The organism is Thiocapsa marina 5811, assembly GCF_000223985.1.
GTDB lineage: Bacteria > Pseudomonadota > Gammaproteobacteria > Chromatiales > Chromatiaceae > Thiocapsa > Thiocapsa marina.
Window position 1 is genome coordinate 382466 of record NZ_AFWV01000001.1, and the last position, 14887, is coordinate 397352.

The 14887-nt window shown below is 61.4% G+C and carries 15 protein-coding genes; 7 read left to right on the forward strand and 8 right to left on the reverse strand.

The window, feature by feature from the left end:
- Positions 1-125: 125 nt before the first annotated feature.
- The 4 genes from THIMADRAFT_RS01675 to THIMADRAFT_RS01690 form a co-directional block, all read right to left on the reverse strand.
- Positions 126-401 carry a hypothetical protein gene (locus THIMADRAFT_RS01675; RefSeq protein ID WP_007191210.1) on the reverse strand — a complete coding sequence of 92 codons (276 nt, stop codon included), beginning with the start codon at positions 399-401 and terminating at the stop codon, positions 126-128.
- A gap of 364 nt (positions 402-765) precedes the next feature.
- On the reverse strand, positions 766-1851 hold the full coding sequence (gene metA / locus THIMADRAFT_RS01680) for a homoserine O-succinyltransferase MetA (RefSeq protein ID WP_007191211.1): 1086 nt from the start codon (positions 1849-1851) through the stop codon (positions 766-768).
- Positions 1852-1889: 38 nt separating this feature from the next.
- Positions 1890-2762 (reverse strand): hypothetical protein, encoded by an 873-nt coding sequence (locus tag THIMADRAFT_RS01685; RefSeq protein WP_007191212.1) that lies wholly within the window; start codon positions 2760-2762, stop codon positions 1890-1892.
- Positions 2763-3110: 348 nt separating this feature from the next.
- Positions 3111-5027 (reverse strand): ATP-binding cassette domain-containing protein, encoded by a 1917-nt coding sequence (locus THIMADRAFT_RS01690; RefSeq protein ID WP_007191213.1) that lies wholly within the window; start codon positions 5025-5027, stop codon positions 3111-3113.
- Between the two features lie 212 nt (positions 5028-5239).
- Here THIMADRAFT_RS01690 and THIMADRAFT_RS01695 point away from each other — a divergent pair, with 212 nt between their 5' ends.
- The 3 genes from THIMADRAFT_RS01695 (at position 5240) to THIMADRAFT_RS01705 (ending at position 7129) form a co-directional block, all read left to right on the forward strand.
- The gene (locus THIMADRAFT_RS01695) at positions 5240-5950 is read left to right on the forward strand and encodes a Crp/Fnr family transcriptional regulator (protein WP_007191214.1); all 711 of its coding nucleotides are present in this window, start codon (positions 5240-5242) and stop codon (positions 5948-5950) included.
- Positions 5951-6242: 292 nt separating this feature from the next.
- Entirely contained in the window at positions 6243-6650 is a 408-nt protein-coding gene (locus THIMADRAFT_RS01700; RefSeq protein ID WP_007191215.1) for a DUF6858 family protein, read from the forward strand.
- Positions 6651-6700: 50 nt separating this feature from the next.
- Positions 6701-7129, forward strand: a complete 429-nt coding sequence (locus THIMADRAFT_RS01705) for a NifB/NifX family molybdenum-iron cluster-binding protein (RefSeq protein WP_007191216.1) — start codon at positions 6701-6703, stop codon at positions 7127-7129.
- 60 nt (positions 7130-7189) lie between these two features.
- On the opposite strand, the gene THIMADRAFT_RS26370 is transcribed toward THIMADRAFT_RS01705, so the two are convergent.
- A complete protein-coding gene (locus THIMADRAFT_RS26370; RefSeq protein WP_139052650.1) occupies positions 7190-7381 on the reverse strand; it encodes a hypothetical protein in 192 nt (63 codons plus the stop codon).
- Here THIMADRAFT_RS26370 and THIMADRAFT_RS01710 point away from each other — a divergent pair.
- The 3 genes from THIMADRAFT_RS01710 (at position 7365) to cydX (ending at position 10341) form a co-directional block, all read left to right on the forward strand.
- The gene (locus tag THIMADRAFT_RS01710) at positions 7365-8984 is read left to right on the forward strand and encodes a cytochrome ubiquinol oxidase subunit I (protein WP_007191217.1); all 1620 of its coding nucleotides are present in this window, start codon (positions 7365-7367) and stop codon (positions 8982-8984) included. The two genes, THIMADRAFT_RS26370 and THIMADRAFT_RS01710, sit on opposite strands and share 17 nt — an antisense overlap.
- A gap of 10 nt (positions 8985-8994) precedes the next feature.
- Positions 8995-10137 carry a cytochrome d ubiquinol oxidase subunit II gene (gene cydB, locus THIMADRAFT_RS01715; protein ID WP_007191218.1) on the forward strand — a complete coding sequence of 381 codons (1143 nt, stop codon included), beginning with the start codon at positions 8995-8997 and terminating at the stop codon, positions 10135-10137.
- 81 nt (positions 10138-10218) lie between these two features.
- A complete protein-coding gene (gene cydX / locus THIMADRAFT_RS25240) occupies positions 10219-10341 on the forward strand; it encodes a cytochrome bd-I oxidase subunit CydX (RefSeq protein ID WP_007191219.1) in 123 nt (40 codons plus the stop codon).
- Between the two features lie 213 nt (positions 10342-10554).
- Here the strand turns inward: cydX and THIMADRAFT_RS01725 are convergent, their stop codons facing one another.
- A complete protein-coding gene (locus THIMADRAFT_RS01725) occupies positions 10555-10971 on the reverse strand; it encodes a hypothetical protein (protein ID WP_233490116.1) in 417 nt (138 codons plus the stop codon).
- Positions 10972-11868: 897 nt separating this feature from the next.
- On the opposite strand from THIMADRAFT_RS01725, the gene THIMADRAFT_RS01730 reads away from it, so the two are divergent.
- A complete protein-coding gene (locus THIMADRAFT_RS01730) occupies positions 11869-12813 on the forward strand; it encodes a 2OG-Fe(II) oxygenase family protein (protein WP_199484192.1) in 945 nt (314 codons plus the stop codon).
- A 143-nt stretch (positions 12814-12956) separates the two neighbouring features.
- On the opposite strand, the gene dbpA is transcribed toward THIMADRAFT_RS01730, so the two are convergent.
- Both dbpA and THIMADRAFT_RS01740 read right to left on the reverse strand, forming a co-directional pair.
- Complete coding sequence (gene dbpA, locus THIMADRAFT_RS01735) at positions 12957-14342, reverse strand: ATP-dependent RNA helicase DbpA (protein WP_007191222.1); 1386 nt, start codon at positions 14340-14342, stop codon at positions 12957-12959.
- Positions 14339-14845, reverse strand: coding sequence for a YehS family protein (locus THIMADRAFT_RS01740; protein WP_007191223.1), 507 nt, complete (start codon positions 14843-14845; stop codon positions 14339-14341). Before THIMADRAFT_RS01740 ends, dbpA begins: the two co-directional genes overlap by 4 nt.
- Positions 14846-14887 lie beyond the last annotated feature (42 nt).

Here is a 14887-nt window from a genome sequence, read left to right on the forward strand (position 1 = left end):
AAAGGCGTGCGGCGGGAGAGACCCCGCTTCGTATCGGCCGAACGAACGGTCGCATCTCCGGCGCTTGCGCCCCGAAGATGCGGATCTTGACGAGCGCCGGAGCCCGACGCGTGCGGCGTCGCGGACTAGGCCGCTTCAGCCAGGGTCGCCGGGAGCCACGAGGCCAAACGCTCGCGCTCTTGGGCGACGTCGATCGCGAAGAAGTGATTCAGCACCTCCAGCGCCTCGTCGAGGTCCTCGCACGGCCACTCGTTGGTGATACTGCGGAAGGTCCAGTCCTCGACGTGGAAGCAGCAATGACCGCCGTTGGCCGCGCCCTCGGCGTCGTAACGGAGCTTGAATCCGGTGTAGGTCCTGGGATCCCATTTGTAGCGGATCGTGTTTTCGGTTTGCTCGAACATGTTTTTCTCAGTGGAATCTGTTGCTTGGATGCCGATCATCCCGTTGGGGAACGTCGGTTGAGCTGCCCGCTCGGCAACGAGAGGAAACATGTCGACAACATGCCGTTTCCTTTTCGTCACACACCGCATCTCATGACTGAAGTTTAGTACCAAAATACAACAAACGACAACCTACCAAGCGCATTTTTTTCGCTAAACCGATCACATGCCGTCAAAAATCCGTCGCGCTGCTCGACGCATTTTTCAAGGAACCGCGAAACAACTGTTGTCGCGATGCGACGCCGAGACAATCAAATACCCCGCGATCGCGCCCCCGTTCGTGTGTCGGTGGCGCAAAACCATCGCATAGCGCGCCGGGCGCGGTTTAACCGCGGGATCGACGCCAACTCAGTGCAAGCGGGTCGTCGGGATCCACATGCGACATGAACGGAAGTCTGCGGTCGTTGTTGGTGATCTGATAGATGAGCCCCATCCAGTTGCCGAGCACGCCCTCGCCGCTGTCGTGCCAGGTATTGTCGAGCCTGTCGACGATGTGCTTCTCGGGGAAAGCCGGCAGGTCGCGCCCCTGATCGAGCGCGTCGAGGATGCGCTCGCGGTGCTCGTCCAAGATGGCGCGTGACTGGACGCCGAAATAGTTCTCGGGAAAAGGCGGGTACTGATCGCGCTCTCCGGCCGCGAAACGGTTGACCTCGCGCTTGTACTCCTTGAGCAGCGAGATGATGTCGTACTCGGGGTGGCCTTGAAAGAAGACCTGACGGAAGCCGTCCGGACTGACCGCGAGATGCACCCCGGCCTCCTCGCTCTCGGCCAGGATGTGTAGACCGGCCGCCTCGAACTGGTCGCGACCGATCGCGTTGAACCGCGAATGCGGCACGTCGAATCGCGTATTCACACTGCTCACCAAGGGGTGGCTGCGGTCGATGACGCGATGCACATAGACACCCCAGCGCTTCTCGCCGAGCGGACGGCGCCGCTGGCCGTAACGAAACTCCAGCACTGCATGCGTCGCCAAGCACGAGCAGAGGGTCGAGCTGACGTTGTGATGTGCCCAGTCGACCACCTCGATCAACGGCTCCCAGAAGGTCTGACTCGCCAGGTCCGGGCCCATGACGTTGGCCCCGGTGATCACCAGGGCATCCAGACCCTCGGCACGGATCTTCTCGAACGGCTCGTAGTAGCGCTCGACGTACTCGCGGGTGATGGGGCCACGGTCGAGCGCGTCGAGCGTGAAGGGGTGGACATAGAACTGCGCGATCTGATTGCTCTGACCGATCAGTCGGAAGAACTGCCGCTCGGTGGCGGCAAGCGCGGCATCCGGCATCATGTTCAGCAGGCCGATATGCAGCTCGCGGATGTCCTGCTGAATCGCATGATCGGGCTCGAGGATCTTGTGGCCCTCTTCGCGCAGACGCTGGAAGGTTGGCAGGTCATTGTGGGCGACGATCGGCATGGGGTCGGTCCTGTCGTTCGGGTTACTGCAACGGCGGGTTATTTCAACTGGGGATCGAAGACCGGCGTCTCGGCCTGTCCGATCGCCGATTCGATCAACTGCAGGAAATCCTGCTCGTCGCGCACGCGCGCGACATCCTCGGACGAGACCGTATAGCCGTATGGACGCGCGATCGCCTCGTAACGGGGCACCCGCGAATGGAACAGACGCGGGAAGACCCAGCGCGTGAAGTCGTCCGGATCCACCTCCGCGACATAATCCAGACCATGAACCGACAGATAGTCCTTGAGTGCTGCACGCAGGAACTCGGGGCGATAGTAGAGCGGCTTCGGATCGGCCTGTGCGCGCTGGATGAGCTTGATCTCGTCCGCCTCCGGGACCCGGATGTAGAGGATCAGGCTGTGCTTGGCGAGCAGATCGATGACCCGCGGCTCGTCGAGCTCGCAGAGGCTCCCCCCGACATCGTTGATGAGATGCGGATAGCTGTAGATCTCTTGGGCCTTCCGCACGAAATCGGGCACATCCATCATCGCCGCGATCTCCGCCTCGCGATAAAGGGCCTGCCGACGGTTGAACTCCCCGAGCGGAAGCCCTCCGCGCTCGGGATTCCCGAGCTTGCCGACGAAGCTGAGGACCGGCCCCAAATCCGTGACCTTGATGTTGTTGTGGATGGCGATCCAGTCCCGACGCAGCAGGTCGCGCAGGAAGGGATCGCGCATCGCGTGCGCCTTGATCAGGTCCAGGATGTGCTCGTTGAGATACCGCGTCCCGATCCGATAGTCCCCGGAGTAGTGGAACCAATCGTTGCGGCGCAACATCTCGGAGAGATAGGTCTTGCCCACCCCCGACATCCCGAGCAGCGTGATGCACTTGTGCTTCCAGCTGCGGAATTCATCGACCTTGAACTTCATTGGATTGAACCGCGCTCTAAGTGACAACCGATGTTTGGTGGGAAACGACCGCTTGAGGAGACCGAGAAAAGCCTGCCCGACGCGGTTCAATGATCAGATATCCAAAGCGTTGAACAGCGCATTTCGCAATGACGGTGGATTTGTGCGGAGCCGCGCCGACCGTGAAACACCCGTGTGATGAGGAACACGCGATCGAGCAAACCCGGACCGATCGATGATGGTAGTGCAGGACGCGGACGGCGACAAACGCGCCGTTCGGCGTTGGTCCGTAGGTCGGGCCGAGCGGGAGCGATTCCCGACACCCACCGGTCGGTCTGGCTGCGCATGCACGGCCTCGCGCCCGCCGGATCAGCGCCGCGCCTCGAGCGCCTCCCAGCGCGCGTAGGTGGTCTCGAGCTCGGACTCCAATGCCTCCAGACGCGCCTTGACCGCCGCGACCTCGTCGCCTGCACTCTGATAGAGGGCCGGATCGGCCAGGCGTTCGTGCAGCTCGGCCTGCGCGGCCTCCAATGCCTCGATTCGCGCCGGCAGCTCGGCAAGCTCGCGGGTCTCTTTGAAGCTCAGCTTCTCGCCCTTGGGCGCAGTTTTGGACCGAGCCGAACCGCTTGCGGGAGGCGACACCGGCGTTTCGGTATCCGCCGGCTTTGCCTTGAACTCCCCGGATCGGCGCGGATCACGTTGACGTACCCAGTCCTCGTATCCGCCGACATATTCGCGGACCCGGCCTTCGCCCTCGAAGACCAGTGTGCTGGTGGCAACGTTGTCGAGCAGTGCCCGATCGTGAGAGACCAGCAAGAGGGTGCCTTTGAACTCGACCAGCAGGTCCTCCAGCAACTCGAGGGTCTCGGTATCCAAGTCGTTGGTCGGCTCGTCGAGCACCAGCAAATTGGCCGGTCGGGTGAAGAGCTTGGCCAGCAGCAGGCGATTGCGTTCCCCGCCGGACAGCGCTTTGACCGGCTGGCGCGCGCGCTCGGGTGTAAAGAGAAAGTCCTTCAGATAGGACAGGACGTGACGGCTCTGGCCGTCGACCTCGATCTTGTCGCTGCCGCCCGCGACGTTGTCCTGGACGCTCCTGTCCAGTTCGAGCTGGGCGCGCAGTTGATCGAAATAGGCCACCTGCAGATTGGTCCCGCGCCGAATCGTCCCGCGTTGGGGCTCCAGATCGCCGAGCAGCAGCTTCAGCAACGTACTCTTGCCGGCGCCGTTCGGGCCGATGATGCCGATCTTGTCGCCGCGCAGGATCAGCGTGCTGAAATCGCGGATCACCGGGGTGTCGCCCCAAGCGAAGCCGATCTCCTCGGCCTCGACCACCAGCTTGCCGGAACGATCCGCCTCGCTCAGGCGCAGACGCGCCGTGCCTTGCAGCTCGCGCCGCTCGAGCCGTTCGCGACGCATGGATTCGAGCGCGCGCACACGGCCTTCGTTGCGGGTACGCCGCGCCTTGATGCCTTGGCGGATCCAGACCTCCTCCTCGGCGAGCTTGCGGTCGAACTGCGCCGCGGCTTGGGCCTCGGCATGCAGACGCTCCTCGCGGCGACGCAGGTAATTGGCGTAGTCGCCGGGCCAGTCGGTGATCCGCCCGCGATCGAGCTCCAGGATCCGGGTCGCAACCCGCTGCAGGAAGCGCCGATCATGGGTGACGAAGAGCAAGGAGCCCGGAAAGTCGATCAGAAAGTCTTCGAGCCAATCGATCGCATCGATGTCCAGATGGTTGGTCGGCTCGTCGAGCAACAGCAGATCGGGCTCGGTCACCAAGGCGCGGGCAAGCAAGACGCGACGTTGCAGACCGCCCGAGAGCGCTGCGAAACGGGCCTCGGCATCGAGCCCCAGCCGCGAGATGACGCGCTCGGTGCGCTGCTCGATCGCCCAGCCGCCGCCGTCCTCCAAGTGCTGCTGGACCCGTGCCAGACGGGTCAGATCCTCCTCGCTCGGGTCCGTACCCAAGCCATGGGAGAGCTTGAAGTAGTCGCTCAGAAGGACCCCGAGATCGCCCAGACCCGCGGAGACGACCTCGAAGACGCTCCCATCCTCCCCGCGCGGGATCTCCTGCGTCAGGCGCGCCACCTTGAGCCCGGCAGCGGCGCGGAGCTGACCCGAGTCGGCCTGGACCTCCCCGTCGATGATCCGCAGCAAGGTCGACTTGCCGGCGCCGTTGCGGCCGATCAGACAGATCCGCTCGCCTCGCTCGATGTTGAAGGAGACGTCCTCCAAGAGCGGCGGCAAGCCGTAGGAGAGGGCGACGGAGTCGAGGCTGAGCAGGGTCATCGGTCGTACCGTGTGGAATGAGAGAGGAAGCAAATCCGAGCACGAACGTGCAACAGCACCTGTCTCGGGTCTCGAGTGTCGGGCCAATCAAGGTAGAGAGGGCGAGGACAGGACGCAACCCCGCCCGGGAAATGATCTCCCCGAGCCGATCGGCTACACTGGGCCATCAGGCACCGCCGTGCCAGGACATGACGAGAGTCAGACGACCCCCAATGGTTAAAAGTGTCACGCTGCGAGATGCCTGGTCGGGCGAGGCCGATTGTCTCAACTGCTCGCTCCGCACCACCGTCCTGTTCGCAGGTCTAGCCGAGGCGGATTTCGAGCGGATCCACGATCCGATCGACCAATTCACCCTCAAGCCCGGTACCAGTCTCTACCGCACCGGTGATCCGGCGGACCACATGTTCACCGTGCGCTCCGGCGTCCTGAAATTGGTTCAGTATCTCCCGGACGGCAGTCAGCGCATCGTGCGGATCGCCCGGACCACGGATGTCCTGGGTCTCGAGGCCATGCTCGAGGGCGGCACCTACCAGCACGACGCCGTCGCGCTGCAACCAACCGAGGTCTGCCGCTTCCCCGCCCGATTGGTCCGCGATCTGGGCTGCAACAATCCGGACCTGCACCGCGAGCTGATCGCGCGTTGGCAACGTGCCTTGAACGAGGCCGACGCCTGGCTGACCGAGCTCTCCACTGGGTCCGCCCGGCAGCGCATCGCGCGGCTCTTGCTGCGCTTGGTCCGCGATCGCGAGAGCAGCGCCTGCCAATTGTTCAGCCGCGAGGACATGGGTGCGATGCTCGGCATCACCACCGAGACCGCCAGCCGCACCATCGCCGAGTTCAAACGCCAGAGCCTTCTAGTCGAGACCAACCCCAACCGCTTTCTGCTCGACATCCCCAACCTCAAGCGCATCGCGGAGGGTTGAAACGCGTCCGGTGCGATATGCGCTGTTCTCTGTGATGATCGGCATCGCGCACACCCGAGAGCGCCGCGGAGACGCGTTTCAAGAAACTAATTGATTTTATTATCCTGAACCGCGTCCCCACCGACACCTCCGACGCGCTCCACCGCCTTCATCCACGACCGAGATCCGCACACACCCCAGACGCGGTTCAGCGGGGTTGACCGATTTCAATGCCCCGAGCACCCCTCACACCCAATGATGCCGCATTCCGCGGTGCCGCGCCGCCGCTTGACCGAGGCCGGGAGGGCAGATCATGAAACAGACCCTGTTGCAGGAGACCTTTCCGGTCTACGTACTGGAGATCGACCGCGAGGAAACCCCGTTCGACTCGGTCGATGCGGTCTGCGGCTATTTCAGGGCCTGCATCGAGGCCCATCCCTCGGCCGTCTTCATCGCCGAATTCGACCATTTTCGACACACCCGATCGCTTCCGGACGGGCGTATCGACAAAGACATCCGCGCCGCCAAGAATCTGGTGTTTTGTTTCGGCATCACCCTGCCGAACCCGCAGGCACTCGCGATGCGACCCCGGTCGATCGGTATCGCCGAGACCGACGACGGCTTCGTGATCACCTTCATCGAACTGCCGATGCCGGTGGCCAACGCCGCGATGGAGGACTGGGCAATGCGCCTGCGTCAAAGAGAGCCGGCACCGGCGTGAGTCCAGCCGCTGCGCACCCGATCACGCACGACTTACGAGATCCGAAATCCATGACCAATCGAAGCGTCTTCGCCGTCTTGAACACGGGGAAATCCATGCGTATCGCCGTCACCAGCCAGAACTTTCGAACCATCACCGGACACGCCGGCAAAAGCCGTCGCTTCATCGTCTACGAGGCGGACAGCGACGGCCGTCCGAAGGAGGTCGAGCGGCTCGATCTGCCGATGGAGTTGTCCCTGCATGAGTATCACGGCGAGGATCACCCGCTGTTCGAGCTCGCTCTGAACGGGATCGTGACGCAGGGCGCCGGGAACGGGTTTCTGCAACGCATGGCCCGCCACGGGATTCAGGTCTACACCACCAGCGCGACCGACCCGTTACAGGCCGTGTCCGCCATCCTCGCAGGCCAACCGCTGCCCGCGGCAGCTCCACACACCCATGACCACGGGACCGACAAAGGCGAGCACCGCCACGGTTGACGCCGATCATCCTTAGCGCCGAAGAATCGCACCCCTGAAGCAAGCATTGACGCTGCCCGATCACAGGTTGCGATTCGTCATTTCCGATATCGCCTTTGCGGCATAACCTGATTCACCTTCCACCGGCGGGCTAGCCTGATCCGGACCGTCGGCGATCTCCGCGATCGCCGACACCCTGCCCGGCACCCGACAGCCCTCCTTACCGCCCCTGATCTCCAAACTCGGGAAGATCGCCATGCTTGACAGCACCATGATCGAGCTCTCGCGGTGGCAATTCGCCATGACCGCGATGTACCACTTCCTCTTCGTACCCCTCACACTCGGCCTCGCCTGGATCCTGGTGATCATGGAGAGCGTCTATGTCATGACCGGACGCGAGATCTACCGGGACATGACCAAGTTCTGGGGCAAGCTCTTCGGCATCAACTTCGCGTTGGGCGTGACCACCGGGCTCACCATGGAGTTCCAATTCGGGACCAACTGGGCCTACTACAGTCACTATGTCGGCGACGTCTTCGGCGCGCCGCTCGCCATCGAGGGCCTGATGGCCTTCTTCCTGGAATCGACCTTCATCGGTCTGTTTTTCCTCGGCTGGGAGCGACTCTCCAAACGCCAGCATCTGACCGTCACCTTCCTGATGGCGCTGGCGTCGAACCTCTCGGCGCTCTGGATCCTGGTTGCCAACGGCTGGATGCAGAACCCGGTCGGTGCGGAGTTCAGTTACGAGACCATGCGCATGGAGATGACCAACTTCATGGATGTCATCGTCAATCCGGTCGCGCAGGTCAAGTTCGTGCACACGGTGGCCGCGGGCTACGTGACCGCATCCATGTTCGTCCTCGGCATCAGCTCCTGGTACATGCTCAAGGGACGGGATCTGGCCTTCGCCAAGCGTTCCTTCTCGGTCGCCATCGGATTCGGTTTGGCAGGGATCCTCTCGGTCATCCTGCTCGGCGACGAGTCCGGCTACGAGGTCGGCGACGTGCAGAAGGTGAAGCTCGCGGCGATCGAGGCCGAGTGGCATTCCGAGCCCGCACCCGCAGGCTTTACGATCATCGGCTTCCCGAGCAACGAGGACGAGGAAACCCATGGGGCGGTCAAGATCCCCTGGCTCCTGGGCTTGATCGCCACGCGCTCGCTTGATACCGAGGTGAAGGGGCTGAAGGATCTGATGCGTGATCACGAGATCAGGATCCGCAGCGGCATGATCGCCTACGACTATCTGCAACGCCTGCGCGGGGATCAGGACACGCCGGAGAACCGCGCGGTCTTCGATGATCACAAGGACGATCTCGGCTACGGGCTCCTGCTCAAGCGCTACACGGACGACCCGAGCCAGGCCACCGAGGAGCAGATCCGCATGGCGGTCAAGGACTCGATCCCCGAGGTCGCGCCGCTCTTCTGGAGCTTCCGCGTGATGGTCGCGGCCGGATTCTGGATGCTGGGCTTGATGATCCTTGGCTTCTACTTCAATACCAAGCGCGTCATTCAGGAGAAACGCTGGCTGCTGCGGCTGTTCCTGTGGAGCATCCCGGTGCCCTGGATCGCGGCGGAGACAGGCTGGTTCGTAGCCGAGTTCGGCCGTCAGCCATGGGCGATCGGCGAGGTTCTGCCCACCAGCATCGCCGCATCGAGCCTGGCGCCGAGCGACCTCATCATCAGCCTCTCGGCCTTTATCCTTTTCTACACGGTGCTCCTGATCATCGAGATGTATCTGATGTTCAAGTTCGGCCGACAGGGGCCGAGCTCGCTGCACACGGGCCGTTATCACCATGAGGAGGCGGCCACGGCATCCCGTTCAAACATCGCGGGCGGCCCGGCACCCGTGCTCGCACCGCAGAAACGGCAAGACTAGGGGACCGATCATGATCATCGACTACGAAGTCCTGAAATTCATCTGGTGGGTGCTGGTCGGCGTGCTCCTGATCGGCTTCGCCGTGACCGACGGTATGGACATGGGCGTCGGCGCGCTCTTGCCCTTTTTGGGCAAGACCGACGACGAACGACGCGTCATCATCAACACCATCGGCCCGCACTGGGACGGCAACCAGGTCTGGCTGATCACGGCCGGCGGCGCCATCTTCGCCGCTTGGCCGATCGTCTATGCGACCGCCTTCTCGGGGTTTTACTTCGCGATGTTGCTTGCGCTCTTCGGGCTCTTCTTCCGGCCGGTCGGCTTCGACTACCGCAGCAAGATCGCCGATCCGCGCTGGCGCAATGCATGGGATTGGGGTCTCTTCATCGGCGGTGTGGTTCCGGCGTTGGTGTTCGGCGTCGCCTTCGGCAATCTGCTGCTGGGCGTTCCCTTCCATCTCGACGATATGCTGAGATCCTTCTACACGGGCAGCTTCTTCGGCCTCTTTCATCCGTTCGCGCTGTTGGCCGGCATCCTCAGCGTCACCATGCTGACCATGCACGGTGCGGTCTGGCTTCAGATTCGGGCGGCGGAGCCGATCGCGTCACGCGCAAAGGCAGCAGCCCGGATCTTCGCACTCATCAGCATCGCCGTGTTCGCGCTCGCCGGGGTCTGGCTGATCATCGGCGTGGACGGCTTCAAGGTGGTCTCCATGCCGGCGCTCGACGCCACGCCCAACCCGCTGACCAAAGAGGTCGTCGCGGACTCCTGGGCCTGGCTGGCCAACTACGCCAACCATCCCTGGACGTTGGTCTTCCCTGTGCTCGGCTTCGCGGGACTCTGGGCGACGATGAAGCTCGCCGCCGCCGATCGTCCGGGTTGGGGTTTGGTGAGTGGCAGTCTGGCGATCACCGGCATCATCATGACCGCCGGGGTGAGTCTCTTCCCCTTCATCCTGCCGTCGCGGACCGATCCGAACAGCAGTCTGATCGTTTGGGACGCCGTCTCCAGCCATCTGACGCTGACGGTCATGTTCTGGGCGGCGGTCATCTTCATCCCGCTGATCCTGGCCTACACCACTTGGACCTATACCAAGATGTGGCGGCGGGTGACGGTGGAGGAGATCCGCGAGCAGGAGCATCTGGCGTACTGAGACACCAGGGACGCGGGTCGGCTTCACGCAGCCCGCGCCCCCCCTCGAGCAACGAGAGCGATCAACGAGAGGCTGACCTCAATGTGGTATTTCGCCTGGATCCTGGGTGTGCTGTTGGCACTCGCCTTCGGCATCATCAACGTCATGTGGTACGAATCCGAGGAGTGTTTCAGACACACCGGAGATGCGCGACCCGACAACTAATGCAGCACCGCGGAAGGCTCGACTCCGCCTCCCGGGCACGCCGACTTCAATCGGCACCCGGGGAGGCGGAGCTCGGTCCGCCGTGGACTCGAGCGCGAAGTGCCTTTGACATCGCGCGGCGTTGCACCGGCCCTCGGCATGCCGGCCACGGCGGGCGACATGCCGTTGCAGCTGCGAGCACCGAACAGCACCGAACAGCACCGAATGCGGGCCTTATCGGCTGATCGAACCGCGACCGAACCGCCCTTGGGCCGGCTGACTACGCCGCGCCCGATCCATCTGCATCTGAAGGCGCTGGCTCTGTTGTTGCGCCTCCAACTCCATCAACTGCCCCTGCATGCGGATCTGACCGGCCCGAAGGTCCGGCGCATCTAGCCCGCCACGCGGCACCCGCCGATCCTCGCGACGGGCCGAGTCGAGGACGCGATTTTGCTGCTGAAGAAGCTCGCGGTAACGGATAGCCTCGTTCCACTCGATCGACTGCTGCCGCGCCGCGTCGGGGGAAGACCGCGGGCCGAACTGCTGTCTCGCCGCTCGTTGATCCTGCTGTAATCGCAGCCAACCGGCCGCGGCCCGCTGCGACTGGATCCCCTGCGCGCGCATCGCTTCCGTCTCGGCAGCGACAGGCATGGCCACCCCGAGTGTTGCGATGACGACAAAGAGAAAGGCCGTTTGTCGCAGACATCGCACCGATGCGGTGCGGAGGGGGCATTGAACCGTCTGAAACCTGTGCATCGCTCGGCTCCCATCGTGGACGTCACCGACCCGCATGTTCGCAAACTATTGTTTTAATTAAAGAACAGCTCTTGGCGGAAAATTGGCATCGGTTCTGCATTAAGTCGGTTAAGACGACGCTTCCGTTCTTCGGTTTCGTTCTCTGACCTCCTCAGTGGTGATTCGCCCCGCGTCAGCGGGGTTTTTTTTTATCTAAACCGCGCCGAGCGCGGTATGTGATGTTTTTGGATGGGATCGGCCTCGGCAGACTCGACGATTGTCGGAGCCGGCGCGGTTTAAAGTTCTAAAAAATCTAAGATTCTAAACCGCGTCTCCACGAGGTTCGGAAAAATCCCTAATCCCGACACAACGTGAAAATGACGCATGTCGCTCTGGACGCGGTTTAGACTATCCGGACGAAAAATCGCCTTTGGCTGCCGTTTTCGTTGTTTCCGGGGCATACCGGATTCGCCCCTTGGCAAACCCAACAGCCGGAGCCGAAATGACCCAGCACGAGCACTTGATGGACAGGCATCCCGGTCCTAGAGTTCAGTCAGGCTGAGGGCCTTGGAGTGGCATCCCGACATGGGCTGGCGGTGGTAAGGCGAGAGACCGGCGATTGTGTTGTTGCGGGCGTGACCGCCATTGACCCGTGGATCGCCAAGGCGCCGCAGCCGTCACCCACTTTGCGGTCGCAACGCCAACACAAACGGCCAGTCCCGAGAGCATCGTCAGCGACTGCCACGGGTCGCGAACGGACCCGTCCGCCGCCTCTCAGGCTGTGTTGCAATGCGACAAAAAGGAGCTCAGCAGTTGCTCTTGCAACCGAATCACCACCATAACCCATTCCCCTTTTTTTGTGTGGATTCCGCATTTTCCGAAGACCAGTGCGCTGTACTCGAAGGCCTATTTCTTCAAACCAATGATTGGCAGCATCGAGATGGTGAGTTTTACCGGTGCTCTCTTTGCGACACGACCAAGCATATTCCGGCATCGTTTCAAGCCAAAATACTCGCAAGAATGCGAGAGATTACCCGTTTGCCACTCGATAGTCGTATTGCAGTCACGGCTCAACGCATGCTGCCTGGACACGTTATCGGCATACATAGCGACCGACCACTCTTGGGCTACGAGGCTGTACGACTGGTCGTCCAAATTAATAAAAACTGGCAACCTGAGCATGGCGGTGTTTTGGAATTATTCTCATCGCCGGACAGCAAAGCCGTCTTCAGAGTTAATCCTGAATACAACAAGGCTTTTGGCTTTCCACTTCACGCGGATTCGTACCATGGAGTGACCGAGGTGAGCCAGCCGCGCCAAACAGTGGTCTTCAATTTCTGGCATATAGCGAACACACCCGAACTGGCTGCATACGTTCAAGCCTTGTTTGCCAACCTTCATTTCTCGGAGTTACCGGCGGCACTCAACCCGATTGCCTCGGCGGCAGAATCCACTCTTCCCGAAGATACGACATTTCGTGCAGGCACAGCGGCGATTGCACTCCATCGCTTGGGCTACGACGAGGCAACCATTGTGACCGGGTACCGGCACAGCGCCGGGCTTGCTTTCTGTGATACCGGCGACGCAGAAACCGATGCAGCCGTGCTCCTGGCGGACTGGATGGCTTACTTGCATCGAGATTCGTTTAATCTGGTACGCTGGAATATCTTGCGGAATAAGCTCCATGGAATAGAAACGGCGCCGCGCCTGCTGTCCGCATGGCAGCTTTGCCTGCCGAAATGGAGAGAGTCACAATAAGCCGTATAGGAATCCGGCCTCTGCCCCCCTTACCGCTGCGCTCGATGATTACTCTGCGAGAGAGCTCCACGTCATTGGTGCTCTGCCGACCGCATGCTCTCCAACGACGATGGCCTACACCAGATCACCGATGGAGAGCGTGACTATTTGATCAGCCTGACACGAAACGCGCGTCCCTTCAATTTGCCCACGGACAGTTTCTTCAATGCCGCCGCCACGCACTCCCGGCTGACCGCCACATAGGCCCAATGGTCCGCGATCTGGATTCTTCCCACGTGCTCACCGCGAAGACCACCCGGCCCCGTCAAAGCGCCCAGGATATCCCCGGGGCGAATCTTTTGCTTCTTTCCGGCATCGATCTGAACGGTCTCCATCGGCGGCACCATCGGACGCTGCTTTAGAATGTCGAGTGACGGCAATAACTCACTGTCCACGATAGGATCCACGGGGGTATCCAATGAGGCGACGCGATGCGCCTCCCCTTCATCGTAGAGAGAAAAGGCGGCCCCCGTGCTGCCGGCACGCCCGGTACGACCAACGCGATGGATATGCACCTCCGCATCCTGTGCAATCCGGTAGTTGATCACGGCATCGAGTGAATCGATGTCCAAGCCACGGGCCGCCACATCGGTGGCCACCAGCACCGAGACGCTCTTATTGGAGAACCGCACCAGAACCTCATCGCGATCCCTTTGCTCCAGGTCACCGTGCAGCGCCAGGACGCTAAAACCACTGTCCCGTAACCCCTGAGCCACTTGTCGCGTGTCGACCTTGGTATTGCAAAACACCAGGGTCGACACCGGTTGGTGCTGCAACAGCAAAAGGCATAAGGCTCGCTGCCGCTGTTGCTCGTCGGTCACGCGATAGAAGTGCTGGGCGATACTGCGATTGTCGTGGGTAGACGCCACTTGGGCCATGACCGGTTCAGTCATGATACGCCGGGCGATGGCTTGGATCCGACTGGGGTAGGTGGCGCTAAACAGCAGTGTTTGGCGTCTCGTCGGTATCCGATCGATGATCGCATCCAGCGCCTTCTCAAAGCCCATCTCAAGCATCCGATCCGCCTCGTCGAGCACCAGCATGGTCACATCATCCAACCGCAGTGTGCCGCGCTCCAGGTGATCCGCGATACGGCCGGGGGTTCCCACAACGATATGGGCGCCGTGCTCCAGCGAGACGACCTGAGGGCCAACGGCGACCCCGCCGCAGAGTGTCAGCACCTTGATGTTGTGCCTTCGGCGCCCGAGGGCACGGATCTCCTTGGCCACCTGATCGGCGAGCTCACGGGTGGGACAGAGTACGAGAGACTGCACACGAAAGCATCCGACATCGAGCCGCTCCAATAGACCGAGCCCGAACGCAGCGGTCTTCCCCGAACCGGTCTTGCCTTGTGCGATGACATCCCGCCCCGACAGGATATCCGGACAACTCAGTGCCTGGATGGGGGTCATGGTGTCATAGCCGAGCGAGGACAGATTCTCCAGCAGATCCGGGTTGAGGTTGAGAGAGGTGAATGACGTATTGGTCAAGAGGGGTGTCCCTCTGTGGCGCTGGAGTCGTCCTGTTGAGTGCGACCATCGCGGTACTCCAACTGGACGCCGCCGAGAAAGTTTCGCAGAATTTGATCTTTGCATTGGCGGTAGTGCTGATGGTCCGGCTTGCGAAAGAATGCACTCAACTCATGCTTGCTGATGCGCAGATTGCTTGCGGCCAAGAGACGCAGGATATCGTCCGCCTTCAGATCCAAAGCGATCTTGAGTTTTCTAAAGATGATGTTGTTGTTTAATGATTGCTCCGGCTCGGGCTGTTCGCTGTCTTTCTTGCCCCGTCGATCATTGATCAAGCCGTTGAGGAAAATCGCCAATTGTTGATCGCTACATTCCTCGAACTCTGGATCGTCGTCTTTTTTCAACCAATTGCTGACTTGCGAACGGGTCACCCGACTGTCCGCTGCGGAAAATATCGCTATCATCTTGAGATCATCGAAATCGAATGCGTATCGAAGACGGCGCAGGACGTCGTTGTTGGTCATATAGGGACTCGATGGTTAAATGGTTAAATGGATAGAGGGCGG

Bases quoted from the DNA above. Each gene is read 5' to 3' on its own strand.
- THIMADRAFT_RS01695 (WP_007191214.1), top strand. From the start codon at position 5,240: ATGGTTAAAAGTGTCACGCTGCGAGATGCCTGGTCGGGCGAGGCCGAT.
- THIMADRAFT_RS01675 (WP_007191210.1), bottom strand. From the start codon at position 401: ATGTTCGAGCAAACCGAAAACACGATCCGCTACAAATGGGATCCCAGG.
- THIMADRAFT_RS26370 (WP_139052650.1), bottom strand. From the start codon at position 7,381: ATGGTGCTGTCAAGCATGGCGATCTTCCCGAGTTTGGAGATCAGGGGC.
- THIMADRAFT_RS01740 (WP_007191223.1), bottom strand. From the start codon at position 14,845: ATGACCAACAACGACGTCCTGCGCCGTCTTCGATACGCATTCGATTTC.
- THIMADRAFT_RS01690 (WP_007191213.1), bottom strand. From the start codon at position 5,027: ATGACCCTGCTCAGCCTCGACTCCGTCGCCCTCTCCTACGGCTTGCCG.
- metA (WP_007191211.1), bottom strand. From the start codon at position 1,851: ATGCCGATCGTCGCCCACAATGACCTGCCAACCTTCCAGCGTCTGCGC.
- THIMADRAFT_RS01710 (WP_007191217.1), top strand. From the start codon at position 7,365: ATGCTTGACAGCACCATGATCGAGCTCTCGCGGTGGCAATTCGCCATG.
- cydX (WP_007191219.1), top strand. From the start codon at position 10,219: ATGTGGTATTTCGCCTGGATCCTGGGTGTGCTGTTGGCACTCGCCTTC.
- cydB (WP_007191218.1), top strand. From the start codon at position 8,995: ATGATCATCGACTACGAAGTCCTGAAATTCATCTGGTGGGTGCTGGTC.
- THIMADRAFT_RS01705 (WP_007191216.1), top strand. From the start codon at position 6,701: ATGACCAATCGAAGCGTCTTCGCCGTCTTGAACACGGGGAAATCCATG.
- THIMADRAFT_RS01685 (WP_007191212.1), bottom strand. From the start codon at position 2,762: ATGAAGTTCAAGGTCGATGAATTCCGCAGCTGGAAGCACAAGTGCATC.
- THIMADRAFT_RS01725 (WP_233490116.1), bottom strand. From the start codon at position 10,971: ATGCCTGTCGCTGCCGAGACGGAAGCGATGCGCGCGCAGGGGATCCAG.
- THIMADRAFT_RS01700 (WP_007191215.1), top strand. From the start codon at position 6,243: ATGAAACAGACCCTGTTGCAGGAGACCTTTCCGGTCTACGTACTGGAG.